17 protein-coding genes are annotated in these 24,642 nt (G+C 60.0%); 10 read left to right on the top strand and 7 right to left on the bottom strand.

Annotation, left to right across the window (positions count from 1 at the left end; translation table 11 throughout):
• The first annotated feature begins 26 nt into the window (after positions 1-26).
• Both E6C55_RS26275 and E6C55_RS26280 read left to right on the top strand, forming a co-directional pair.
• Entirely contained in the window at positions 27-896 is an 870-nt protein-coding gene (locus E6C55_RS26275) for a helix-turn-helix transcriptional regulator (protein WP_136372809.1), read from the top strand.
• Between the two features lie 371 nt (positions 897-1,267).
• On the top strand, positions 1,268-1,687 hold the full coding sequence (locus E6C55_RS26280) for a hypothetical protein (protein ID WP_136372810.1): 420 nt from the start codon (positions 1,268-1,270) through the stop codon (positions 1,685-1,687).
• 796 nt (positions 1,688-2,483) lie between these two features.
• On the opposite strand, the gene E6C55_RS26285 is transcribed toward E6C55_RS26280, so the two are convergent.
• Both E6C55_RS26285 and E6C55_RS26290 read right to left on the bottom strand, forming a co-directional pair.
• A complete protein-coding gene (locus tag E6C55_RS26285) occupies positions 2,484-2,849 on the bottom strand; it encodes a DUF4180 domain-containing protein (RefSeq protein WP_136372811.1) in 366 nt (121 codons plus the stop codon).
• A 69-nt stretch (positions 2,850-2,918) separates the two neighbouring features.
• Positions 2,919-3,908, bottom strand: a complete 990-nt coding sequence (locus E6C55_RS26290; protein WP_168735887.1) for an SGNH/GDSL hydrolase family protein — start codon at positions 3,906-3,908, stop codon at positions 2,919-2,921.
• A 337-nt stretch (positions 3,909-4,245) separates the two neighbouring features.
• Here E6C55_RS26290 and E6C55_RS26295 point away from each other — a divergent pair, with 337 nt between their 5' ends.
• From E6C55_RS26295 to E6C55_RS26305, 3 genes are all read left to right on the top strand, one after another.
• The gene (locus E6C55_RS26295) at positions 4,246-5,103 is read left to right on the top strand and encodes a class II fructose-bisphosphate aldolase (RefSeq protein WP_136372813.1); all 858 of its coding nucleotides are present in this window, start codon (positions 4,246-4,248) and stop codon (positions 5,101-5,103) included.
• 132 nt (positions 5,104-5,235) lie between these two features.
• Entirely contained in the window at positions 5,236-6,624 is a 1,389-nt protein-coding gene (thrC, locus tag E6C55_RS26300) for a threonine synthase (RefSeq protein ID WP_136372814.1), read from the top strand.
• Positions 6,625-7,066: 442 nt separating this feature from the next.
• Positions 7,067-7,678 (top strand): hypothetical protein, encoded by a 612-nt coding sequence (locus tag E6C55_RS26305; protein WP_136372815.1) that lies wholly within the window; start codon positions 7,067-7,069, stop codon positions 7,676-7,678.
• A 66-nt stretch (positions 7,679-7,744) separates the two neighbouring features.
• On the opposite strand, the gene E6C55_RS26310 is transcribed toward E6C55_RS26305, so the two are convergent.
• From E6C55_RS26310 to E6C55_RS26320, 3 genes are all read right to left on the bottom strand, one after another.
• Entirely contained in the window at positions 7,745-9,409 is a 1,665-nt protein-coding gene (locus E6C55_RS26310; protein WP_136372816.1) for a thiamine pyrophosphate-binding protein, read from the bottom strand.
• A gap of 3 nt (positions 9,410-9,412) precedes the next feature.
• A complete protein-coding gene (locus E6C55_RS26315) occupies positions 9,413-12,265 on the bottom strand; it encodes an EAL domain-containing protein (protein WP_230986872.1) in 2,853 nt (950 codons plus the stop codon).
• Positions 12,266-13,343: 1,078 nt separating this feature from the next.
• On the bottom strand, positions 13,344-15,659 hold the full coding sequence (locus E6C55_RS26320; protein WP_136372817.1) for a type IA DNA topoisomerase: 2,316 nt from the start codon (positions 15,657-15,659) through the stop codon (positions 13,344-13,346).
• Positions 15,660-15,914: 255 nt separating this feature from the next.
• Between E6C55_RS26320 and E6C55_RS26325 the strand changes: the two genes are divergently transcribed.
• Positions 15,915-16,670: a DNA-binding protein gene (locus tag E6C55_RS26325; protein WP_168735888.1), complete on the top strand. Its 756-nt coding sequence runs from the start codon at positions 15,915-15,917 to the stop codon at positions 16,668-16,670.
• A gap of 313 nt (positions 16,671-16,983) precedes the next feature.
• On the opposite strand, the gene E6C55_RS26330 is transcribed toward E6C55_RS26325, so the two are convergent.
• Together E6C55_RS26330 and E6C55_RS26335 are read right to left on the bottom strand one after the other, a co-directional pair.
• Positions 16,984-17,196, bottom strand: a complete 213-nt coding sequence (locus E6C55_RS26330; RefSeq protein WP_136372851.1) for a YwbE family protein — start codon at positions 17,194-17,196, stop codon at positions 16,984-16,986.
• A 242-nt stretch (positions 17,197-17,438) separates the two neighbouring features.
• Positions 17,439-18,356, bottom strand: coding sequence for a helix-turn-helix transcriptional regulator (locus E6C55_RS26335; RefSeq protein WP_136372818.1), 918 nt, complete (start codon positions 18,354-18,356; stop codon positions 17,439-17,441).
• Positions 18,357-18,642: 286 nt separating this feature from the next.
• Here E6C55_RS26335 and E6C55_RS26340 point away from each other — a divergent pair, with 286 nt between their 5' ends.
• The 4 genes from E6C55_RS26340 to E6C55_RS26355 all read left to right on the top strand — a co-directional run bounded on the left by E6C55_RS26340 (position 18,643) and on the right by E6C55_RS26355 (position 24,623).
• Complete coding sequence (locus tag E6C55_RS26340; RefSeq protein WP_136372819.1) at positions 18,643-19,629, top strand: ABC transporter permease; 987 nt, start codon at positions 18,643-18,645, stop codon at positions 19,627-19,629.
• Complete coding sequence (locus tag E6C55_RS26345) at positions 19,629-20,495, top strand: carbohydrate ABC transporter permease (protein WP_136372820.1); 867 nt, start codon at positions 19,629-19,631, stop codon at positions 20,493-20,495. The genes E6C55_RS26340 and E6C55_RS26345 overlap by 1 nt, the downstream gene beginning before the upstream one ends.
• 87 nt (positions 20,496-20,582) lie before the next feature.
• Positions 20,583-22,187, top strand: coding sequence for an extracellular solute-binding protein (locus tag E6C55_RS26350; RefSeq protein WP_136372821.1), 1,605 nt, complete (start codon positions 20,583-20,585; stop codon positions 22,185-22,187).
• A gap of 111 nt (positions 22,188-22,298) precedes the next feature.
• Entirely contained in the window at positions 22,299-24,623 is a 2,325-nt protein-coding gene (locus E6C55_RS26355; RefSeq protein WP_136372822.1) for a helix-turn-helix domain-containing protein, read from the top strand.
• Positions 24,624-24,642: the final 19 nt, after the last annotated feature.

Raw genomic sequence — 24,642 nt, forward strand, 5'->3', positions numbered from 1 at the left:
CCTCCTAATTCGATTGGAGAATTCCCATGGACCATTACGAGATTGTCGAGCAAGCCCTGATTCACATAGAGAATCGGCTGGACCGGCCCTTGTCGCTGGATTCCGTGGCGAATGCCTCCAACACGTCCAAGTTCTACTTCCATCGGCTTTTCTCGGCCATGATGGGGTGCTCATTGAACCAATACATCCTGTCGCGAAGGCTGAACGCTTCCCTGGCGCTCGTTCAAGCCGGCGAATTGCCGCTCACCGACATCGCAATCCGACTCGGCTTCGGGACCCCGTCCTCGTTCACTCGCGCGTTCAGCCGCCAATACGGCACGGCTCCAAGCTTGCTAAGAACCCGGAATCCCGGGCTTCGGCCAAGTCCGGTCCCCCACGTAGTGAGACGGCCCATCAAGAACATCAACGGCGACGTGGTGACCGGCTTCACCCTGACGGAATTCGAATCCATCCGGCTGTGCGGCATCGTCTTCGAGGTCGATATGGAAACAAATTACAGAGAGACAATTCATTCCCATTCGCACCTGCTGCTGCAGGAGCTGGATCGCACCGTCCAAGGCCCCTGCTACGTCGTCTATTCGAACTGCCAGCCCGGGTCGACACGCTTCAAGGCGCTGTTCGGCATCCCGCAGGATATCCGCATCGAGAAGCCCTTTTACTTTACCGTGGACGTACCGTCGTTCTTCTGCGCCAAGTTCACCTATGCGGGCGACCTGCTCGATATCGGCGATGTCCTGAAGACCGATTACGCGCGATTCCTGAAGATTGCCCGGCAGGAGACCGACGAATCTCCCATCGAGCTCGTTCAGCGCTTCGACGATGTCCGCGATCTGCAGTCGTCCTATCATATTTTCGCTCCGATCCGCAGACTGCCCATCGACTCCGATGAGGAATAGCGCTATTCCGTGAAGGATCGGTTGAAGGATCGGATGAAGGATCGGATGAACCCAAGATACCATGCCGGCTCCCGCCGCGCTTTCCCGATCTTGCTGTAATTCTCTGCTGTCATGCTCTTGCCAGCACACATCCGATTCGTTATAATGGCACCAAACGATGAAGGAGGGGATCGCATGAACGGCTTCGCAAGCGGCGGCACGAACGCGATCTCTCTCGGACAACTTCATTACCATTACAAGCGGCGTTAGCACTCCCGATCTTCATTCAGGGAGGGCTAACGCTTCTCGCGTTGGCCCCCCTGCGGCATAGAGCGCGCAGGACCATGGGGTCCGGCGCGTTTTTTATTTGGGCCGATGAGGAGAGGATGGGAATGGACAACTTGCGGAAAAACCAAAGCGACGACGGTACGAAGGGGAACGAGCAAGGGTTGCGGGGCAGCATTCAAGCGATCATGCGCGGCGAGGAAGCGACGCCGGAGCTCCTGCTGCTGGATGCCCTGCTCCGGGCAGGGAAAGAGTCGCCGGCTCCGGCAACAAGGCAAGCCGCGCTGGCGACGGTCATCGCGGCCTCCGACGACGACGGCGCAGACGCGCTTCTCGCCGCGGGGCTGCTCCGCGCGGAAGGCATTCGCGTCAGCCTCGGCGCCGATCAGGACGGCGTTCGGTTCGCCGTTCTGATCGGCGGGGAGGAACGGCGTCTCGGGCAGGTATGCCTGACGGACCTGACGGACAACAGCCGGCGCGCGGTGGGCATTGAGGAAGCGATCTACATTCTGGAGAAATACTCCTGATTCTGGCGATCAGGGCGCTTTCCTTTGCTGCCTTGCCCTGCTCTGTCGCCCCTTCGCCAGGCCGGTGACTTTTGCGATTTTATACGATTTTTCACATTCGGCGGCTTGAATTGGAGACAATCGAAGCGTTGTATGTGGTTTAATACGAAAATTAAGCCCGCTTAATGACGATCCATCGATCCGTGCCTATCCACCTCCGACCGCCTCTTCGGAGCGTCGTTGTGCGAGTTCCCGGCACATTGTTCCTAGACACGAGTCAAACTGGAGCGGCGATTGGCGTGCGGAGGCACCGAGATGAGTCGCCATTACTCAAGTGCGTGCGTTCGTACAGGCATGGTGGGTGCAGATGAGTAACCACGGGTCAACTGGAGCGGCGATTGGCGCGCGGAGGGGCTGAGATGAGTCGCCATTACTCAAGTGCGGGCGTTCGTGCTGGCATGGTGGGGGCAGATGAGTAACCACGGGTCAACTGGAGCGGCGATTGGCGCGCGGAGGGACCGAGATGAGTCGCCATTACTCAAGTGCGGGCATCCGTGCTGGCATGGTGGGTGCAGATGAGTAACCACAGGTCAACTGGAGCGGCGATTGGCGTGCGGAGGGACCGAGATGAGTCGCCACATCAACCTCTCCAACGGTCCACTCGGTCCCGAACCTTGTCCACGTATGCTATTTTTCACATATAATCGCTCAAACTGCCCGCTATCGCGCTGCGCGAATGTGAATTATCACATATATTCCGAACGTCCGCGGCGGCGAGGCCTTCTCCGACTTCAATCGGCGACCGCCGCCCCGATCGTCAAGCTCCGTGCAACGCCTCCAGCGCCGCTTCCTCGCTCGGAAGGAAGAACACCTGGCTCCCCTTGTTGCACTCATAGATGAAGTCCTTTAAGCTCTTGCTCGAATAGCCGTCGTAATTGCCGACGATCGCGAGCTTGACGTGGTAATTCACGTACTTCTGCAGCACTTCTCCCGCCAGGCGCGTGCTCAGGTCGAAGAACGACTCGGCCACGTTCATCTTGCGGATCAGCAGCTTATCGCAGCCTTCGTTGTACCTCACGGTCGCCATCAGGTCGAGCGCATCCTGCACATCCGCGATCAGCACCGCTTCGCTGTCGATGACCGCCACGGCGGAGCTCCCCCGCCGGTCTACCCGCATCTGCATAATTCCTCTCTCCTTCCATAATAAATCCCTCCGCAACGGAGGCCCGTCGGAGGCGCGAATGCCCTCCGCCTACTCGGCTCGCCCTGCCGCAACCAGCTCGCGAATCCGCTCCTCCAGCTCGATCGCGCGGGCCTGCGCTTCCGCGAGCGGAAGCGCGTTCGGCGCCTTCGTCACGTTCGTATGGCCGACATGCTCCTTCCACGCCGCGCTGAGCAGGCGGTGGCGCTCCCAGACAAGCGGATACGCCGCTGTCCCTCCAACCGCCGCATCCCTGTCCGCCGCCGCGCCGACCGGACCGGCCTCATCCGCCGGAGCCGCGTCCACCGGGGCCCCATCCGCCGGGGCCTCAGCCGCCGTCTCGCCGAACAGCCCGGCGAGCAGCGTCCGGGCGATGACCCGGTGCCCCTGCGCGTTCGGATGGATGCCGTCGCCGGTCCGGCAGCCGGGATCGGCCGCCCGCGCTTCCCGAATCCAGGCGAGCATCGGGTCGTGGATGTTCACGACGCCGTCGGCCCGGCTCTCGTCCAGCGTCATGACCCATTCCGCGTATGCCTTCAGCACGGACTCGTAATCCTCGTAGGGCTTGTCGTAGCTGAACTCCGCCGCATCCGCCGGGCGCAGCCGCTCGGCCGCCCGCTCGAACGAGACCGGATCGAACGGCGGCGGCGTCACCGCGATCGCCTGCGCGCCCGAAGCGCGGATCGTCCGCAGCAGGCGCCGCATCCCGGCGCGATACGCCTCGAACCGCTCCTCCCCGAGCGGATAATAGATGCCGTCGTTCATCCCGTAGCAGACGACGACGATGTCCGGCTCGGACTCCGCCAGCGCCCGGTCCAAGCGATCGAAGATGCAGGGGCGCGGGAACGGATGCGCGGGCTCGCTGAGCCCGGACGCCGTCTCGCTGCTCACCCCGAGGTTGATGAGGTTCAGCCGAACCTCGGGCCGATGAATATGGAAGTGCGCATCCAGATAACTGATATAAGTACCGTCATCGGTAATGCTGTCGCCCAGGAACACGATTGTTGCCCCGGACGGAATCGCCGCCTTTTCCCCGAACATGTCATGAACCTCCATTGTCCTTGTCGATATGATTCCATTCTAGCATCGCGTTCCCCGGGAAGGCCAATCGACAGCGCTTACACACCCGCCAGCAACAAAAACAGCGGGAAAACGTTCGTTTTTTATGTTCAAACACGGCTAAATTCGGAGAGATGATGTATAATAGAAAATTGAGTGACACAGAGACAGGAGATTGGAGGACAAGCCTGCTGGGAGTTGCTTGGTTTGTGACGGCTAAGAACGATCCCGCAGACCGTGTCCCGATCGGGAATTGCGGCAAGACCATAGAAGCACCACAGAAGCAATGATTCTACAACAGTCTAGGAGGCAATCAACAATGGCATTGGAATCGATGAAGGACATGCTGAACAACGCGCTTAAGGGCGGTTATGCCGTCGGCCAATTCAACATCAACAACCTCGAATGGACGCAAGCGATCCTCGACGCCGCTCAATCCGAGCAAGCTCCGGTCATCCTCGGCGTATCCGAAGGCGCAGCCAAGTACATGGGCGGCTTCAAGGTCGTTACCGCTATCGTCAAGGCTCTGATCGAAGAATCCAAGATCACGGTTCCGGTCGCAATCCACCTCGACCACGGCTCGAGCTTCGAGAAGTGCAAGGCGGCTATCGACGCGGGCTTCACATCCGTCATGATCGACGCTTCCCACCATCCGTTCGAAGAGAACGTCGAGACGACGAAGAAGGTCGTTGACTATGCTCATGCACACGGCGTCTCCGTTGAAGCCGAGCTGGGCACGGTAGGCGGCCAGGAAGACGACGTCATCGCCGACGGCGTCATCTATGCCGATCCGAAGGAATGCCTCGAGCTCGTTCAACGCACGGGCATCGATTGCCTCGCTCCTGCGCTCGGTTCCGTTCACGGTCCTTACAAGGGCGAGCCGAAGCTGGGCTTCAAGGAGATGGAAGAGATCTGCAAGACGATCAGCCTTCCGCTCGTTCTGCACGGCGGCACCGGCATCCCGACCGAACAGATCAAGAAGTCGGTCTCGCTCGGCACGGCGAAGATCAACGTCAACACCGAGAACCAGATCGAGTTCACCAAGGCCGTTCGCGGGATTCTCGCCACCAACGACACCGTTTACGATCCGCGCAAGTTCATCGGCCCGGGCCGCGAAGCGATCAAGCAGACGGTTATCGGCAAGATCCGCGAGTTCGGCTCGAACGGCAAGGCGTAAGCCAAGCCTGAATCCAGCGGTCCGGAATCCTCCTTGGAGGGTTTCGGACCGTTTTTTTCTGGGATTCCCCCGCATTATTTGTTACAATGAGTGAAAATCGGAGCGAACCATAGTTCGCACAAGGGGATCGTTATGGACTACATCAGCACAAGGGGACAAGTAGGCGCGATCGGCTTCGTCGATGCCGTCCTGATGGGACTGGCCGACGACGGCGGCTTGCTCGTTCCGCAGCACCTTCCGCAACTATCGTCGGACACGCTCGCCCAGTGGCAGAAGCTCTCCTATCCAGAGCTGGCGCTCGAGGTGTTCTCCTTGTTTATCGGCGGGGAGATCCCGCGCGAAGACCTGAAGAAGCTCGTGGACGACAGCTACGGCACGTTCCGCCACAGCGAGGTGACGCCGGTTCGCCGCGTGAGCGACAGCCTGCACATTCTGGAGCTTTTCCACGGACCGACCTTCGCCTTCAAGGATGTCGCGCTGCAGTTCCTGGGCAATCTGTATTCTTACATCTCGCGGAAAACAAATTCGATCATCCACATTCTCGGGGCAACGTCCGGGGACACGGGAGCTTCGGCGATCGAGGGCGTGCGCGGCAAGGAAGGCATCCGGATCTGCATTCTTCATCCGAGCGGCAAGGTGAGCAAGGTTCAGGAACTGCAGATGACGACGGTGGACGACGCCAACGTGCTCAACCTGGCCGTCGAAGGCAACTTCGACGACTGCCAGCGCATCATCAAGGAGCTGTTCGCGGACGTGAAGTTTAAGCAGGAGTACCATCTGCGCGCGATCAACTCGATCAACATCGCCCGCATTCTGGCGCAGACGGTGTACTACTTCTACGCGGCGTTCCGGCTCGCGAAGCAAGGACATGCCGGGCCGGTCAACTTCAGCGTGCCGACGGGCAACTTCGGCGACATCTTCGCCGGATACCTCGCGAAGCGCATGGGCCTGCCGATCGGCAAGCTTATCCTGGCGACGAACGAGAATAACATCCTCGAGCGCTTCGTCACCGAAGGCGTCTACGAGCCGGGCGAGTTCCACATGACGTACAGCCCGTCGATGGACATCCAGGTGGCGAGCAACTTCGAGCGTTACCTGTACTACCTGTACGGGGAAGACGCGGCGACGATCTCGGCGATGATGGCCTCCTACAAGACGGAAGGCAAGATCGTCATCCCGGCGGAGAAGCTGACCGAGGTGCAGAAGGACTTCGTCGCGCACGGCGTGCAGAACGACGAGTGCCTCGCCACGATCGGCAACTGCCATGACGAGCACGGCTATCTGCTCGATCCGCACACCGCCTGCGGCGTCGCGGCGGCCGAGAAGTTCACGGCGCAGGGCGAGGCGACGGTGTCGCTGTCGACCGCGCACCCGGCGAAGTTCAACGAGGCGATTGAGCTGATCGGCATCGAGCAGACGTTCCCGCCGCAGATCGAAGCGCTGTTCGACAAGCCGCAGCGCCAGACGCTCGTCGGCGGCTCGAACGACGAAGTGAAGGCGGAGCTGCTGAAGTTTTTCTGATCGGAACGGACTGGGCGCCGGCATGGAGCAGGAATAGAGACGAATGAAGAAGAACCGTCGAGGATAAGGAGGAACCGTCAGGGAGGATCTCCCTCGACGGTTCTTTGCGGTTGGGAGGCTTTTGGCGCGGCGCCGCCTGCCTTTTGCGATTTTATGTGGTTTTTCACATTCGTCGGCGTGGATGGGAGGCAATCGCGGCGTTTTATATGATTTTTAGCATACATGCGACAACTCGGTCCGGAAATTCCGCCATATATGCTATTTTTCACATAAAATCACTCAACCTGCCCGTTATCGAGCCGCACGAATGTGAAATTTCACATACATTCCGGCATCTGGAGAGTAGATCTACTTCTTGTTCCTTATCGTTAATTTCCTTGCAATCGTTTATAATACTAGTAATTTATAGGATTTTGGAACTAGTAGGGGGACTAGAAGAACCATGACCATCGACTACGATGCCGCATCCGGCAGCCAAACCGAGAGAATGGATCGCTGGCTGATCGCAGCCTCCGAGCATAAATTGAACGCCGACAATATCATCAGGCTCATCAAGCTCGTCTTCCGCATCGATGTCGGCGGCCTGCCCTTCTCGCCCAGCGGCGAGTCGGCTCGGGAAATCATCCGGAACTATATGGACCTCTGCCGGAGCGAGTCCGTCCCGCTCTCCGGAGCCGGGCTGCGCGCGACGCTGAACCTCGCTCTCGGCGTCAATCTGGACGCGCTGTCGGCGCTGGAAGGTTCGAGAATCTCGATCTATTCCAAGAACCAATGGATGATCCGGCAGGAGACCGATCTCTTCATCGTTCATACGGGAGCCCAGGATATCGATGTGCGCATCTACCCGACTCCCTTCTTCTGGATGAGCTATACGGGCGACTCCCTGCCCGACGAATACATGACGGACATGCTGCTCCTCGGCTATGACTTCGATGAGGATTCGAGCAGCCACTTCTATCGCAACCCGACCGGCGGGCCCGTCGACGATGCGTTCAAAGGCCGCACGATCCAAATTCTGCGCCGAGCCTTGGCTGGAGTGTTTTCTCGACTGTAACCGCTCTCACGACCCATTGCTGATGGCCCATCGCCGCCCGCTATGTCCCGTCGCTTCCCCCTTCTCCTACTTCCCGAAGGACGAGAGGAACTTCACCCGGTCTCCCATCGGAGGCGTGCTGTCGTCCGTAAGCGAGATCTCGAGCAGCGCCGGTCCCTTCGCGCCGAGCAAGCGATCGATCGCCTCCGGATGCAGATCGTTAAGCTCCGACACCCGGTAACTCGGAATTCCCATCGCCGCCGCCATCTCCGAGATGTCCACCTCCTCCTGCTCGAAGGAGGGGTGCGTTCGCTTGAACTGCAGCGAGTGGCCGTGATAGACCATGCCGAGGCGGGCGTTGTTGACGACGACGAACAGAATCGGCAGCCCATGCTCCTTCGCGGTCAGAATCTCCATCCCGTGCATGAAGAAGCAGCCGTCGCCCGTGATGCACACGACCGGGCGCTCCGGCTCCGCCAGCTTCGAGCCGATCGCCGAGCCGATCCCGCTTCCCATCGCCCCGAAGTGGACATTGATGCTGTACGAATCCGGCTCCACCACCTTCATGTGATGAATGACGTACGACATGAACTCCCCGATGTCGACCGCGTAACGAACGTCGGTCGGAAGCTTCTCCTGCAGGGAGAGAAGCACATTGCGCGTGTTGTACTCGCCTTCCGCCGCCTCGGTCGTCCCCGACCCGGCTCCGACCCGCTTCCCGAAGCCCTTCGCCGGCTCGCGATCGCCCCGCTTCGCCCCGAGTCCCCGCAGCTCCTCCAGCAGCAGCAGGAGACTTAAATTGATGTCGCCGAGCACCGGCAGATCGATCGGATACCTCCGATGGAAAACCGCCGCGTCATAATCCAGTTGCATCGTGTACCGCCCTTGCGTCAGTCCGGCGTTGTAATTGTTCGTCGCCGTCTCGCCGAGGCTCGAACCGGCGATCAGCAGCGCCTGCCCGCCGCCGTCCGCGACAAGGCTCGTCGCCGCCTCGTGGCCCGCGAAGCCGAACACGCCGACGAGCAGCGGGTGCTGCTCCGGGATGCAGCCCTTCGCCTGCGGCGTCGTCACGATCGGCCACTGCAACAGCTCGGCCAGCTCGAGCAGCAGGTCCGCCGAGCCGCGAATGCCTTGCCCGGCCAGGATGACGCCGTCCTTGCGCTTCCACAGCTCCTTCGCCGCCTGCCGGATCGTCTCCAGCTCCGGAATGATCGGCTTGCGCGCCGGGAACGCGGGGAAGTCCGGCTGCCCGACCTCCGCGTGCTGGACGTCGATCGGAATCGCGACATGAACCGGCCCCGGCACATCCGACAGCGCGATCCGGCACGCCTTCGCCAGCTCCGGCAGCAGATCCTTCGCTTCCTTGACGAGCACGCTGTACTTCGTCACCGTCCCGAACACCGGCGCCGCATCAAGCTCCTGCGAAGCGTTCAGCCCCATCGTGCCGACCGGCACCGCGCCGGTGAGGAACAACACCGGCAGATGCTCCCTCATCGCGTTGGCCGCTCCGGTCACAAGGTTCGTCGCCCCCGGCCCGCTGCAGCCGATCGCCACGGAGAGGCGGCCGGAATACTTCGCGTAAGCGGCCGCCATATACGACGCGGCTCCCTCATGCTTGGCGACGATCGGCACAAGCTGAGGCAGGTCGCACAGAGCGTCGAAGAAGGCATTCACCGAGCCTGCCGGGATGCCGAATAAATACGTGATGTCTCCCCTTTGCAAATAATCCAGCGCCATTCTCGCTGCCTTCATCGTTTACAGCCCCCCTGCTTTTTTATCCAGACGCCTGTCCGGACTAAAATACTGATCGGCAATATCCTGCGCCCTCATCGGGCGGCTGAAGTAATAGCCTTGCATCAGATAGCAGTTGCGGGCGGACAGGAAGTCGACGTGCTGCTTCGTCTCCACCCCCTCGGCGATGACGCTCAGCTTCAGGTTCTGGGCGAGTGCGATGATCGCGTTGGTGATCGTGGCATTGTCCATGTCCTTCGCGATGTCTTGCAGGAACGCCTTGTCGATCTTCAGAATGTCGATCGGCAGGTTCTTGAGGTAGCCCAGCGAGGAATAGCCGGTCCCGAAGTCGTCGACCGCGATGCTGATGCCAAGCCCCTTCAGCTCCTTCATCGTCCTCACCGTGACCTCGGTGTTCTTGATAATCAGGTTCTCCGTCAGCTCGAGCTGGAGGTATTCCGGGCACAGCTCCGTCTCTTCGAGAATGGACTTCACAAGCGCGAACAGGTTGTTCTGCTCGAACTGGCGTGCCGACAGATTGACCGACATGCTGATCCGCGGATACCCCATCCGGTGCCATTCCTTAAGCTGCCGGCAGGCGGTGCGCAGCACCCATTCGCCGATCGGCACGATAAGAGCCGTCTCCTCCGCGATCGGGACGAACTGGTCCGGCGGAATCATGCCCCGCTCCGGATGCTTCCACCGCAGCAGCGCCTCCACGCCGACGAGCCGCCCCGTCCCGTAATCGACCTGCGGCTGATAGTAGAGCATCAGCTCCTGGCGCTCCAACGCCTTGTACAGGTCGTTCTCCAGCTTCATGCTCTCGAACGTCCGCGTGTCCATCCCCTCGCGGAAGAAGTGATGCGAGTTCCCCGCCACCTCCTTCGACTTGTACATCGCCGCGTCCGCATTCTTGATCAGAGCGTCGACCGAGCAGCCGTTGTCGGGGTACACGCTGATCCCGATGCTCGCCTTCATGTAGATCTCATGCTCAAGCAGATGGAACGGCTTCAGGAAGGAATCCTTGACCGCCTGCACGACGCCCAGCACATCCTCTTCTCCCGAGATGCCGGGCAGCAGAATGACGAACTCGTCCCCGCCCTCGCGCGTAAGCGTCGCTCCCTTCGGCACGCAGCCCGCCAGGCGCCGGGCCACCTCCCGCAGCACGACATCGCCGAAGCTGTGGCCAAGCGAATCGTTGACCAGCTTGAACCGGTCCAGGTCGAGGTAGAGCAGCGCCAGCTTCTCGTCCGCCAGCACCGCCGCCGAGATCGCCTCGTGCAGCCGGTCCTTCAGATAGACGCGGTTGGGCAGATCGGTCAGGCTGTCGTAGTAGGCGAGGTAACGCACCTTCTCCTCCATCTGCCGGCGCAGCGTAATGTCCTTGAACGTAACGACCTCGCCGACGATCTCCCCCTTCTCCCGGATCGACGAGATGACGAACTCGACCGGGAAGCTGGAGCCGTCCCGGCGATAGAACGCCTCGGCTTGGAAGAACATGTCCCAGTGCCCCGCAGCCTCGCTTTCCGACTCCCGTTGCGTTTTCGACCCCCTGTCCGCCTCCGGTCCGCACAGAATCAGGCTGGCGCAGCGGCCGATCAGCTCCTTGCGCGAATCGTAGCCGAGAATCGACACGCCGGACGGGTTGCAGAACGTGATCCTCCGCTCGAGATCAAGCCCGAAGATGCCTTCGCCCGCCGAATTGAGGATCAGCTCCTTCTCCCGGCTGAGCTGGCTCAGTTCCGCGACGAGCTTCTCCAGCTCCCGGTTCTTGTCCGTAATCTCCGACGTTCTCTCGCGAATGATGCCCTCCTGCTTCTCTCGGAAAAGCAAATTGGAAATCGTCGAAGCGGTCGCATCCACAATCGATTGCGCCAGCTCGATTGCCGACTTCGAGTAGTGTGGGTGCCCGCTCGCTTCTCCCTCCAGGAGGCTGACGACGGGGATCACCCCGAGCACCTCCCCGCGGGACAGCATCGGGAACATGACCAGCCCCTTCATGCCGAAGCTGCGGCACAGCTCGTGGTTCGGCCTGTCGTCGGCGTAGACGTCGGGAATAAGCACCGCCCGCTTCGAACGGATAACCTCCTGGAACACGGCATCGTTGCTCTCGTCGATCGTCACCTTGCTGTGCGCCTGCATCCACGCCTCTTCCGTCCAGTCGCTATCGCGGCTGAGCCTCGCGGGTTTAATCTTCGATTCCGTGATCGGATCGAGCAGATGAACGCCGATGTTCGCATTGCCGAGCACCTTCGCGAGGTACGAGAAGCAAGTGTCCAGGCTCTCCTGCATCGTGGAGCACATCGCCAGATCGCTTGTCACGTCCAGCAGCAACTGCTTCTCCGCAATCAGATTCTCCTTGTGCGCCAGATTGTTCGCGTTCTGAATCGCCACGGCCGCCATGTTCAGGTACGCCTCCACCGTCTGAATCTCCGAATCCGTCAGATTCATCGGAATGCCGTAGTCGAACAGGAAGACGAGTCCGTACACCTCCTGCTCGTACGAGATCGGCAGCGCCAGCAGCGACTTGATCCGGAACCCTTCGACCGCGCGCGGGTCCGGCCGATCGTCCTTCGACGTATCCGGAATGTAGATCGTCCGCTTCGTCTCGATCACTTCCTTGGCCAGCCGATCGACCTCCAGATCGATCACGTGCATGTCCAGCGTCCATCCGTTCAGCACTTCCGGCTTGCCCACATAACCCCGGAACGTTCCGTCCGCCTGAGGCAGGTAGATGCCGACCGAGTCGCACTGCACGATCTCCTCCGAGATCGCCGCCGTCACGTTCACGAGCACCTCGCGCAGCTCCAGGTTCATGTTGATCAGCTTGGTCAGATTCGCCAGACGGGAATACCTCATTTGCTCTCGAATCAGCATCCTTTCGACCCCATTCTTAGAAATGTAGTCCAAGCGACAGCATCCACCAAGTTGCCGTTCAACAAAACCTCGCTTCATCATCCGAGATCATCCACAGGTTGAGGTAATGGACAAATATTCTACATCTTTTTCATTTCTCCTTTTTTCCATTTGAGAATTTTTGTGGCTTTTTTTGCAGGTGACGGGAAGCGGCAGAAGGCGACAAGAACCTAGTATTTATGCGGCTTCAATCGACATTGTTCGCATTCGGATAGGCCAATCGGTCCGGTGAAAAAAGTACGGTTCCCGGTGGCCGATCCAGCCTCTGGGAACCGCTTATGGTTTGCATTAAGCTACATCGCGCATCGGACCAAGAGAGAGCAATCGAGGAGCCCATCTTATCGACTCGGAAGCTCCCTAGCCAGCCGGGCCGCCGCGAACGCAGGAGCGAACGCCGGCGCCGCCATTATTGACCATTGCCGCCGCGCCGTGCGCTCCTCCGGCAGATGCACGGTTGCCGCTCCGCGGTCGCTGCCCGGCTTTGCCCGGCGTGCTTCCTTGTGCCCTCGCTGCAACCTCGCTTTGGCGTGCTCACTCTGACACTCTCGCTCCCGAAGGCCAACTTCCGTCTGCTTTCCCCTCCCCCCTCCGCCGGCGCCAGGGCTGCGACGACGAATGAATGTGATTTATCACATTCATTCCGGCGGCAAACGGGGATTTGCAGGTTTTTATGCGGTTTTTCATATATATCGCAGCATCGGGACTGCACAGAGCGCCTATATATGTGAAATTTCGCATAAAACCTTGCGAAACAGCGGATCTGCAGGGGTGCGAATGTGAAATTTCACATAAAATTCGGATTCGAGCAGCGGCCTCCCCCTGCTCGAACCAGCGGGCAGCGGCAGGGAGGCGAGGTTAGTCTGGAGCAGGATGGTCTTGAGGTGCGGGCACGAGACAGCGTAGGAAGCGAAGTCGTTCCGGGCGGCAACAGCAGAGTTAGTCTGGAGCAGGATAATCTTGAGGCGCGGAGTTTGGCTGGAGAGAAAGGCCCGGCATCTTCCAGATTCGGAGGATGCCGGGCCTTGCCGGGCGCGATGATTTATTCGCGCTCCAGCGACAGTTCGCCTGTCGCCGGGTTCGCGAGGATGATCCGGGCGTCGTACGGCTCGCCCGAGGCGTGCTTGAACTTGAGCTTGCTCGTGCGGCCCTTCTCGAGCAGGCTGCGAACCATGCTGTCGGTAAGCGTGCGGCCCTGGTTCTCCTTCCAGATGACGAAGGAGCACCCGGTCTTGTAATGGCTGCAGCCGTACCCCTTGCGGCCCATGAAAATCTGCCCGCCGCAGCCAGGCCGCGGGCAAGAGCCGACGACGGCCGGAGCCCCGGGGGCGGCGGCCGTCTTCTCCTGCGGAGCGCGGGAGGCCGAGGCCGTTGCCGCCCCGCTCCCGCCCTTGGCGGCGCCGCGCCCGCTTCCGCTGCCGGAAGCCGCTCGCGAGCCGCCGCTCCGCTTCGCCCGCGCCGGCTTCTCCGGCTGGGCGAAGGCGGTCTTGACGGCGGGGCGCTGCACCCGCACCTTGTCGATGATCTGCACCGTGAACCGCTTCACATTGTTCATGAACTGCTCGGCGGACGCCTGCCCGCGGGCGATCTCGTTCAGGCGCTGCTCCCAGCGCCCCGTCATCTCGGGCGAGGTGAGCAGCTCGACGCCGGCGCCGCGGATCAGCTCGACCGCCGTGCGGCCCTTCGGCGTAATGACGATCCGCTTGCCCTGCATGTCGATGTACCCGACATTCTTCAGCCGCTCGATCGTTGCCGCCCGAGTCGCCGGGGTGCCGAGCCCGCTGTCCTTCATGACGTCGCGCAGCTCCTCGTCCTCGATCTGCTTGCCCGCGCTCTCCATCGCCTTGAGCAGCGTGCCTTCCGTATAAGGCTTCGGAGGCTGCGTCTCCTTCGCCTTCGCCTCCGAGCGCTCGCAGAGCACCGGCTCCGCGGCGTTCAGCTCGAAGACGCCGTCCGTCTCCTCCTCTTCCTCCTCCGGCTCCTGCGAATCGGCGCCTCCCTTGCGTCCGCCCTTCTTGCCGGGTCCGGCCCCCGAGCCAACGCCGTTCCCGGCGTCGCCGCCGTAGATCACCTTCCAGCCGAGCGAGAGAAGCTGCTTGATCGTCGTCTTGAAGCGTTCCTCCTCGACCAGAGTCATGACCGTATGCACCTTATACTCCGCCGCAGGGTAGAAGTGCGCGAGGAAGCGACGCACAACTAAATCGTATATTTTCTGCTCATCGGCACTCAAGGCTCCCGCCCGCTTCAACGTCGGCATGATCGCATGGTGGTCCTCCACCTTCGCCGGGTTGCATACCGCCTTGTTGTTCTTGTGCACGAACCGCTTCTCCGCCCCGTTCACAAGCTCCGTGTAATCCCCGTTGCCCCTCAGCGAATCGAGCACCTTGTGCATCTCCGGAATGTTCTGCTCGTTCACGTAGTTCGAATTCGTCCGCGGGTAGGAGATGACCTTGTGCTTCTCATACAGCGCCTGCGCCACGTCGAGCGTCTTCTTCGCCGAGAAGCCGTACTTCCCGTTCGCCTCCCGCTGCAGCAGCGTCAAGTCGTACAGCCTGTACGGGTACTCCTTCGTGTCCTTGACGTCGTAGCTCTCGATGACGCCCTGCTTGCCCTGCACCTTCGCCGCGAGCTTGTTCGCCTTCTCCTCGTCCGTGATGCGGTCGCCCTGCCAGATGCCGCGATACGCCGTCGTCCCCTGCTTGAAGTAGCCGTACACCTCGTAATACTTCTGCGAATCGAACGACTCGATCTGCTTCTGGCGGTCATAGATCAGCGCGAGCACCGGCGTCTGCACGCGGCCGACCGAGAGCAGCTCGTTGTGCTTCGTCGTGAAGGCGCGCGACCCGTTCATGCCGATCAGCCAATCCGCCTCGCTCCGCGCCCGCGCCGCCTCTGTCAGATTCGCGTATTCCGCGTCGTCCTTCAGCTCGTCGAAGCCGCGCCGGATCGTCTCCGCCGTCAGGTCCGAGATCCACAGCCGCCGCACCGGCTGCCTCAGCTTCAAGTGCCGCCGAATCAGCGAGAAAATATGCTGTCCCTCCCGCCCGGCATCGCAAGCATTAACAAGACTGTCGCACCGGGCCGCGAGCTCCTTGATGACCGTCAGTTGGTCCTTCGTCTTCGGGTTCGGCAGCAGCTTGAACTCATCCGGAATGATCGGCAGATCCCCGAAGCTCCACTTCTTATACTTGTCGTCGTACCGATCCGGCTCGGCCAAGCCGATGAGATGCCCGATCGCCCACGTGATGATATAGTGCTCCCCTTCAAGATGCGTGCGCTTGTTCTGCGCCCTCGGCTCGATCACCGACGCAATGTTGCGGCCCATGTCCGGCTTCTCCGCGATAACCAACGTTTTCACAGGGCATGTTCCTCTCTTCCGGCAGTAGAATAAGGCATGACGTTGCGCGTTGCCATGCCGATTGCTTCCATTCTACCACATTGTCGATTCGGCGGGCATGCGGCCATTGCGATCTCCCGCTCATCATCGTCGGCAATTTTTAGGTCTCATAGCATAGCGTAGAGTATGAATGATTTTCATTATGGCAATAACGTTAATTAACGTTATTGAAAAATCGTAAATAAATTGTAGAATGGAGTTGAGGAGATGATAAAGATGAGTAAAGCAATCTATGACTATTCTCACCAACAAATAGAGCTTGCGTTCGAACAGAAGAACGGGCTTTATATCGAGAAAGAAACCGACTACATCTTTACCAAAGTTCTCGCCTTGTTATCGACCCTTCATTCAGACAAATTAATCGGCATTAAGATAAGCCATGACGAGGTTGCATATAAGCCCGAATACCTCTTTTCCCCCAAACATAAAAGCAATCTCTTTAAGTGGTTGAAACGGTTGTATGCTACGCGCTTCCCAGCCAGCGACCTGGATTTCGGCAAGCTTAAAGTGGATTTCGAGACGTGGTACTACGATTTGGGCGGAACCTCGATTGAATTCGTCTACCATGATTCCTATTTGCTCAAACCAATGGACGCCGCCGCCGCACTGGGCATCTCCAAAGTGACGTTAAACAAATACATCAAGCTAGGCTTGGAATGCCTGGACAACGGTTCTCAGCACAAAATCCCTAAGCATGCCGTAGAATTAATGAAGGACCCCGTATACTCCATCCGCATGCAGATGAATTATCAGAAGAAAAAAATGCTGGAGCAAACACCGGAAGAGCGCCTCCTTGAGATAACCCGGGAAATAGCCGAGCTGCAACTGAAATACGGTAAAAAGACTTATCAGGAAGCCTTCCGCGTACATGAGAGTCAGCTAGACGATCCCGTCGATTTCTATCGTTGGAAGGATCTTGCCGAAGAGCTGGATGAGATCCTCAAGGTCGCGGGGGGAGCGAGCGGGAATTGAAGTATGCGAACAACGATGCCGTTCTTCTTCCCGCTGACATCGATGAGATCTTAGAGGAATTCGGAGCGCTCTTGGAGAACCACACAAAGTTCAGGGACCATCCGAACCCCATCACCATCATCATGACCCGAAGAACCGAAGCGAACGCAGGGCAAATTATGAAGTGCGAACATTGCGCGATGCTTTTGAATTTATTCGTCCGTATATGGTGAATGGGACCGAATATACAGGCATCCAAGAATGAATAATGACGCCCTCCCATTTATGCAACAACCCGGCCTTCCTCCGAAGACCGGGCTCGCTCTCTCGCTATTCAGATCTCTTCGTCGCCAACGATCTCCTGAACGCGGCCGACCTGGCCGTCCGCCAGCCTGACCTTGATGCCGTGAGGGTGGAACGCCGAGTTCGTGAGCAGATCCTTCACCGTTCCGCGCGTCCGCTTGCCGGTCCGCTGGTCCTGCTTCAGCACGATGTCCACCCGCAGTCCCGGCTTGACGTCCGCCCGGTTCCGCCCATTGCCCGCCATGCCGTCTTCCCCTTCCTTCCGCCCCGGTCGGCTCAAGCAACTGTCCGGAACGCATTCGATCTTGGAAGCCGCCGTCACCGCCGACTCCCGCGCCCCCTATTGTACTCCAACAAGCCTGCGTTCACCTAGAACCGCGTCTTCATCGCCGGGCGACCCTCCTATTCTTGGAAAACAAGCACGTTGAGCTCATCCCCCACAGAGAGTAAATCTTCGACGTATCATCCGCTTGCTCTCCTGCGCCGCTAGAACGCGGAAGTCTCTCTCCCTGCCGTCCTCGACCGGTACTGCAGCGGCGTGTTGCCCGCCTGGCGTCTGAATATACGGTGGAAGTGGGATAGATCGTTGAAGCCGCTCCGCTGCGCAACTTCCGTCACCGGCAGCGACGTGCCCGCCAGCAGCGCCTTGGCCCGCTCGATCCGGTACTCCGTCAGGAATTGGTTGATCGTCACGCCCGTATGGGCCTTAAACATTCCGAACAGCCGCGAACGCGAGATCGGGAACTGCCGAAGCAAGCTCTCGATGTGCAGATCCTCCTGATAGTGAGCGACCAAATAAGCGAGCACATCGCCAAGAAGCCGCTCGTTCTCCGACCTCTCGGCGCCGGCCGCCCGGGGCTGCCCCTGCAGGTCCGCAAGCATCAGCAGCAATTCCGCAACCGACCGCAGCGCCGACAGCTCGCCGCAGCGCGCGGCGTCGGCCTTCAATGCCCTCTCCATATCCCCCAGCAAGCCCTGCGCCTTCGCCATCTGCGGCACCGACAGGAAGAAGTGACTGCTGCCGCAGCCGGGCTCGGTCAATAGGCTGCCAATGCCGCCCGGCACACCGGGGCACAGAGCGTCAATGCCTGCCATATACGCTTCGCTCAGGGACAGAACGTATCGATGGAATTCGCGTCCGTCCGAGGAATACGGGCGATGAATTACCTGCGGCCGGATGACGGTGATCGTGCCGGCATGCAGCGGATACAGACGGTCGCCGGCAATATACGCTCCCGTTCCTCGGAGCAGCCCGTATATCTCAAATCCGTCGTGCGCGTGCAGCGTCTTCTGCCCGAGCGGAGCGGTGCGCAGCTCGCAATGCACCGGGCGCTCGGCCAGCATCCGATTGGTAACCTCATCCGCCACGCAGGGCAAACCCACGCGGCCGGCCGCCTCTTCCATAGGTTCCCCCTCCTGCCGTTCCGTCCCTTTATCTTACCACCACACCGTTCCGCTGCGCAGTCGGCCAGTTGTCCTAAGCGCTCCCGTTCCATTAAATCGGTTTCGACGCTTGCATTTGAAGCGTTTACATCCCAAAAAAGCGATATGGAAGCTTACGGGCGGTTCCGCGCCAGTGACATAATGAAGCCAGCAACAACGGCTGCGGGGCCGGCCGAGATCGCTTGTCCAATCCATCGCCCGGCCGCCTCGCCAGACCGTCAGACCCGCCAGACGAAGGAGATACGCCATGCAGACCCTTTCCTCACCCAGATGCACCAATCCTGCACGCCGCGAGCAGTCGCCGGACACACAGCGGCGTTCGGCAAGGCGCCCGTTGTGGAGCCGCACCCGGCCGTTCGTTCCGTTGTACGTCTTGTTCCTGCCCGTGCTCGCCTACTATTTAATCTTCTGGTATGCGCCGATGGGCGGACTTGTAATCGCATTCAAGAACTATAACTTCCTGGATGGCATCTTCGGAAGCCCCTGGGCCGGCCTCGATCACTTCGAGCGGTTCCTGAGCAACGGCGACTTCTGGGTTGTGTTCCGGAACACGATTCTGCTCGCCTTCTATCGTCTTCTGTTCGGCTTCCCGGCTCCGATCCTGTTCGCGCTGCTCGTATACGAGATGCGCTTCGCGAAGATCAAACGGTTTATTCAGACAATCTCGTACTTGCCGCACTTCCTGTCCTGGGTCGTCGTCTACGCGATCGCCTACAACTTCCTGTCGGATACGGGCTTCTTCAACCAGATCATCGCCGGCCTCGGCGGAGACAAGATTGCCTTCCTCGGCGATCCGGCCTACTTCCGCACGATCTTCGTCGGCAGCTCGATCTGGAAGGAGATCGGCTGGAGCGCCATCATCTATCTGGCGGCGCTGACGCGCATCGATTCCGACCTGTACGAGGCGGCGGCCATCGACGGCGCGGGCCGCTGGCGGCGGCTGGCGCACGTGACGTTGCCCGGCATCCGCACAATCGTCAGCATTATGCTGCTGCTTGCGCTCGGCAGCATCCTGTCCGTCAGCTTCGAACAGGTCGTCGTCATGATGAACGCCATGGTATCGCCCGTTGCCGAAGTTATCGATTACTACGTATACCGGGTCGGCCTGCTCGGCGCCAACAACTTCAGCTACGCGACCGCGGTCGGGCTGTTCCGCTCGGTCATCGCCCTCGGCATCGTGCTGATCGCGAATTGGTTCGCCAAGAAATTCGATGAAGAGGGAGGCATCTGGTAATGGGCACCCGTTCGATGAGCCGCAAGGGCCCCGCAGACGTCATCATTCTGATCGTCCTGCTGTTGCTCTGCGCAACCACGCTGTACCCGCTGCTCAATCTCATCTTCATCTCGTTGTCCGACATGGAGGACGTCATGCGCAGCGGAGGGATGCTGCTCTATCCGAGATCGATCCATTGGGACGCATACGACTATATCCTGCGCTATGCGGGCCTGGCAGACGCCTACAAGATGACAATCTTCATTACTGTCGTCGGAACCGCGATCAATCTCGTTATGACGACGCTCGGCGCCTACGTCCTGTCGATCCGCGACATGCCGGGCCGCAATGCGCTGATGACCTTCGTGCTGGTGACGATGTTCTTCGGCGGCGGGCTGATCCCGACTTATCTCGTCGTCAAAGGAATCGGGCTCGTCAATACGCCTTGGGCGCTTATGCTTCCCGGCGCGATCAGCGCCTGGCTGCTGGTCCTGACGCGCAACTTCTTCCAGGGCATCCCCAAGGAGCTGCGCGAATCGGCCCGCATCGACGGCTGCTCGGAGCTGATGACGCTGATCCGAATCATGCTGCCGCTGTCCATGCCCATCATGGCGACGCTGGCGCTGTTCTATGGCGTCGGCCACTGGAACGAGTACATCAACGTCGTCATCTATGTCAATGACGAGAAGCTGAACACGCTCCAGGTGCTGCTCCGGCGCATGTACACGTCGGCAATCGGCGAGGTCGACGGCGACAGCCTGCCGCCGCCCGTAGAGACGATCCGCGCCGCCACGGTTGCATTGACCGCGTTGCCGATCATCTGCGTATATCCTTTTCTGCAGAAATATTTCGTGCAAGGCATGATGGTCGGCGCCGTCAAGGGCTGACGCAAGGGATCGCCGCATTCGTTCACTCAGTGGTTATAATCCCGCGAGGGTTTATAATATAAAGCATACGAGAGGGGTTTCGTACCAATGAAGATGAGCAGAACAAGCAGTATCTCCCTGCTGGCCGTCCTGTGCGCGGTCGCCGCGCTGTCGGCAGGCTGCAGCTCGAACAACAACGAGGAGGGCTCCTCCGGGAGCTCCCCGGCTGCGGGCGGCGCGTCCGCCTCGGCCTCCGCTTCGGCCGCTCCATCCGCGCCGGTCAAGCTGACGATTGCGCAGATGGACGGCGGACGCGTCTGGAAGGAGGACAACCCGGCCACGCTGGAGCTGGAGAAGCGCACCAACACGTCGCTTGAGGTGAACATGATTCCGTCCGGGGACTTCCTGAACAAATACAACGTCATGGCCGCCTCCGGCTCGATCCCCGACATCAGCAAGATTCCGAACTTTGAATTCGAGAAGTACGCGGACAACGGCCTGTTCCTCGACATCGGAGACCTTGTCGACCAGTATGCGCCGAACCTGAAGAACGCCATTGATCCCGAGCTGTGGGATCTGGTCAAGTACAAGGGCAAGCAATACGCGATCCCTTACCAGAATGTTCCCGGCAAGATTGTGCCCGCCGTCCGGCAGGACTGGCTCGACAATCTGGGCCTGCAGATGCCGAAGACGCTGGACGAGCTTGAGACGATGCTGAAGAAGTTCACGACCGACGATCCGGACAAGAACGGCCAGAACGACACGTACGGCCTCGGCTCGACCGGCAATTGGAAGGGCGACTTCACGATGATCTTCGGCGCATTCGGCGTCATGCCGTTCGACTCCTCGGGCACGCGCCAGGCGTACCTGCAGGACGGCGTCGTCTATTCGTCGCAAATATCCGAAGGCTACAAAAATGCAATCGCTTACATTAAAAAGCTGTGGGATGAAAAGGTGATCGACCCCGAGGTGTTCATCATCAAGTCGGATCAGGCGCAGCAGAAGCTCGTTCAGAGCAAGGCCGGTCTGTTCACGGCCTGGTGGTCCATTGCGCCGGAGGTGCTGAAGAACAACCTTAAGATGAACGAGATCAATCCGGATGCCAAGTGGAACCCGCTCCTGCCTGCGGTGACCGGCCCGGACGGCAAGAGCGGACTCGAGTCGCGCGGCTCGATCAACGGCACGATCAACATCTCGGCGAAGGCCAAGGACCCGGTCGCGGCGATCAAGTTCCTCGATTACCTCGCCACGGACGAAGGCTGGGAGCTGGCGACCTACGGCATCAAGGGCCAGCATTATATCGACCTGACCCAAGGGCGCACGGAAGAAGGGCAGAAGGCGATGGACGAGAAGTGGCTCGACCCGCTCGCCCAAATCATCTATCGTCCGGACATGGTCGACAAGGTCAACGATGCTTCGCAGAGCCCGACGCAGATCGAAGACAACCGCTTCATCAAGGCCGCGCGGGAATACAACCTGTACGCCGACTTCTTCTACGGCGTTCCGCTTACGGACGCGGAGAAGAACCTCGATCCCGATCTGATGAAGTATGAGGACGAGATGTTCATCAAGTTCATCACAGGCGCGGAATCGCTCGACAAGTGGGACGAGTACGTCGCCAACTGGAAGAAAAAAGGCGGCAAAGAAATTCTCGAAGCGCGCGTGCAAGCCTATAACGAGATGCACGGCACAAGCTACAAGGCAGGCGTCTGATCCCGGCTGCCTGCAAATAACGGATTCCGGTATAATGAGTTAACGGCGGGGGGAAGCTGGGCTTCTCCCCTCTCCTTCTTCAACCAGAGTCCAGATGCGCAGGGGGTAGCAATGAGGTCGAAGCGTTACAAAGACATGCTGAAGAGCAGCGCCGCCGAATATCTCTACTATTTTCTCGGATTATCCATCATCGTCGCCTCCCTGCTCGGCGGCTCGCTGTATTATTACTCCTCCTCCCTGCTGCGGCAGGAAGCGAAGACGAATGCCGGCAACTCGCTCGTGCTGCTCCGCAATGCCCAGGAGTTGATCCTGTCCGAGGTCGACAAGTCGATGGGCAACATCTTCCTCGATTCCTTCTATGCCTCCTACATGGACTATTATTACCGGCAGGATATGGTGACGCTGCGGAACTTGCAGGCCAAGCTCGACAACGTTCTCTCGACCAACGATTACATCGATTCCGTATATATCTACTATCACCAGGACGACTTTGTGCTCTCCTCGTCGCAGGGGCCCGTGCGGATCGAGGACTTCGCCGACCGGGCGTTCGCCGAACAGCTCGTGACGTTGCCGCTTCAGAAGAACGATGCGCGAACCCGTTCGGTGCCCGGCGGCTTGTCCGGCGACGAGACGGTGATCACGATCGTCAAGGCGATCCCGATCTTCTATACAACCAAGCTGCCTGCCGCTTACGTCGTCGTCAATCTCAAGGGCTTCTATCTGCAGCAGGTGCTCGACGCCATCAAGACGAATCCGGACGCGGCGATCATGGTCGCCGACGAGTCGGGCCATATCATTACCCAGAAGACCGGAGCCGCGAGCGTGCGAAGCGCCTCGGCCTACATGGCGTTCCCTCCGCCCCAGGCCGCGGGCACTTATGAGAGAATCATCGACGGCTCGGACACGCTCGTCTCGTACGTGACGTCGGAGAAGTACGGCTGGACCTATATTTATACGATACCGATGGCGGTTGTCACGGAGAAAATCCGGCTCTGGCTCAAAACCGCACTGCTCGTCGGCCTGCTCGTTATTCTTGTCAGTCTGCTCTGCTCCCTGCTGTTCTCCAGGCGGATGGCGGCTCCGCTCAAGCGGCTTCTGTCCATGCTCCGCAACGACGAGGACGGACCGCGCCGCGGGAAGGATGTCATGCAGATCGAACGCGGCGTCAGCCGCATCCTCGACCAGAACCGCAGGCTCGGGCTGCTGCTCGCCGAATACGAAGCCTACAGCCGCAACAAGTTCCTCGCGGATCTGCTGACATCCGGCGAAGAGGAGGACCCGCGGACCGCAGACAAGCTGGCGTATTACGGGCTCGAGCTGCCCTTGGACGGACGATATGCGGCCTGCCTGCTGTCGATGGACGAATATGCCCGCTACAGCGCCGAGCACTCCGAGCGCGCCCGCAACGCCCTGTTCCTTCAACTGATGGAGACGATGGCCGAAGGAACGGCGCAGGAGCACCTTGCGTTCATCGTCGAGGTCGATGAGAACCGGATCGCGCTGGCGCTCCGCTTCGCCGCCGAGATGCCCGCCGAGGAAGCCGGAGCGGCAGTCTACGCCGTCGCCAAGGCCGTGCACCGGCTGCTCGGCGAGCGTCACCCGCACAGCTTCACGCTGGGCGCGGGCACTCCCCATACGGGCATCGGACGGCTGCGCGAGAGCTGCTACGAGGCCGGCGTCGCCGTCGACAGCCGGCTGCTGCTCGGCAACGGCAGCGTCATCCGCTATGAGAGCATCGAGCGAGGTGATCGGCATATTGCCTATCCGATGGCCATCGAGCGGCATCTGCTGGCTGCGCTCAAGATGGGCGACGCCGAGGCGGTCGGCCGCCATCTCGACGAATTCGAGGCCTACATTCAGCGCCATGCGCCCGACCGCCCCGAGATGGTCCGCAGCTACTACCTCCAGTTGTTCTCCTCGACGCTCAAGTGCGCTTACGAGATGGACGCCGAGTTCGAACCGGGGTCGCTGCTGCGCGAGACGGCACACGCGGAGCTGCTTGGCGCGGAGACCATGCGGGGAATGACGGCTTACATGCGCGGCGTGTACGACCGCATTCTGCTTCACCAGGAATCGAAGCGCAGCCGGAAGAACAAAGAGCTGATCGACGCCGTGCAGAGATATGTGGTCGCACAGCTGCACGACGATCTGTCGCTGGAGAGGCTGGGCGAGCAATTTTATATCAGCGCTTCGCATCTTAGGAAGATCTTTAAGGACGAGACGGGCGGGACGGTCAAGGACTTTATCCTCCGCGCGCGGATGGAGCGTGCGATCGAGCTGCTCGGGGGAACGGAGCTGCGCATCGCGGACATCGCCGGGCAGGTGGGCTATCTGTCGGCGCAGTCGTTCTCCAAGGCCTTCCGGTTGGAGACCGGCAAGTCGCCGGCCGCCTACCGCGAGGAGCTTCTGCGCGCAGGTACGGAGCCGACCGAGTGACGCCATAATATCTATTGCA

Source organism: Cohnella fermenti (genome assembly GCF_004801405.1).
Lineage (GTDB): Bacteria > Bacillota > Bacilli > Paenibacillales > Paenibacillaceae > Cohnella > Cohnella fermenti.

What these genes read in the sequence shown, in the direction of transcription:
- E6C55_RS26315 (WP_230986872.1), bottom strand. Translation starts at nt 12,265, where the DNA reads ATGCTGATTCGAGAGCAAATGAGGTATTCCCGTCTGGCGAATCTGACC.
- E6C55_RS26310 (WP_136372816.1), bottom strand. Translation starts at nt 9,409, where the DNA reads ATGAAGGCAGCGAGAATGGCGCTGGATTATTTGCAAAGGGGAGACATC.
- E6C55_RS26330 (WP_136372851.1), bottom strand. Translation starts at nt 17,196, where the DNA reads ATGGCGGGCAATGGGCGGAACCGGGCGGACGTCAAGCCGGGACTGCGG.
- E6C55_RS26295 (WP_136372813.1), top strand. Translation starts at nt 4,246, where the DNA reads ATGGCATTGGAATCGATGAAGGACATGCTGAACAACGCGCTTAAGGGC.
- E6C55_RS26335 (WP_136372818.1), bottom strand. Translation starts at nt 18,356, where the DNA reads ATGGAAGAGGCGGCCGGCCGCGTGGGTTTGCCCTGCGTGGCGGATGAG.
- E6C55_RS26325 (WP_168735888.1), top strand. Translation starts at nt 15,915, where the DNA reads ATGAGTAAAGCAATCTATGACTATTCTCACCAACAAATAGAGCTTGCG.
- E6C55_RS26290 (WP_168735887.1), bottom strand. Translation starts at nt 3,908, where the DNA reads ATGTTCGGGGAAAAGGCGGCGATTCCGTCCGGGGCAACAATCGTGTTC.
- thrC (WP_136372814.1), top strand. Translation starts at nt 5,236, where the DNA reads ATGGACTACATCAGCACAAGGGGACAAGTAGGCGCGATCGGCTTCGTC.
- E6C55_RS26355 (WP_136372822.1), top strand. Translation starts at nt 22,299, where the DNA reads ATGAGGTCGAAGCGTTACAAAGACATGCTGAAGAGCAGCGCCGCCGAA.
- E6C55_RS26340 (WP_136372819.1), top strand. Translation starts at nt 18,643, where the DNA reads ATGCAGACCCTTTCCTCACCCAGATGCACCAATCCTGCACGCCGCGAG.
- E6C55_RS26345 (WP_136372820.1), top strand. Translation starts at nt 19,629, where the DNA reads ATGGGCACCCGTTCGATGAGCCGCAAGGGCCCCGCAGACGTCATCATT.
- E6C55_RS26350 (WP_136372821.1), top strand. Translation starts at nt 20,583, where the DNA reads ATGAAGATGAGCAGAACAAGCAGTATCTCCCTGCTGGCCGTCCTGTGC.
- E6C55_RS26275 (WP_136372809.1), top strand. Translation starts at nt 27, where the DNA reads ATGGACCATTACGAGATTGTCGAGCAAGCCCTGATTCACATAGAGAAT.
- E6C55_RS26280 (WP_136372810.1), top strand. Translation starts at nt 1,268, where the DNA reads ATGGACAACTTGCGGAAAAACCAAAGCGACGACGGTACGAAGGGGAAC.
- E6C55_RS26285 (WP_136372811.1), bottom strand. Translation starts at nt 2,849, where the DNA reads ATGCAGATGCGGGTAGACCGGCGGGGGAGCTCCGCCGTGGCGGTCATC.
- E6C55_RS26305 (WP_136372815.1), top strand. Translation starts at nt 7,067, where the DNA reads ATGACCATCGACTACGATGCCGCATCCGGCAGCCAAACCGAGAGAATG.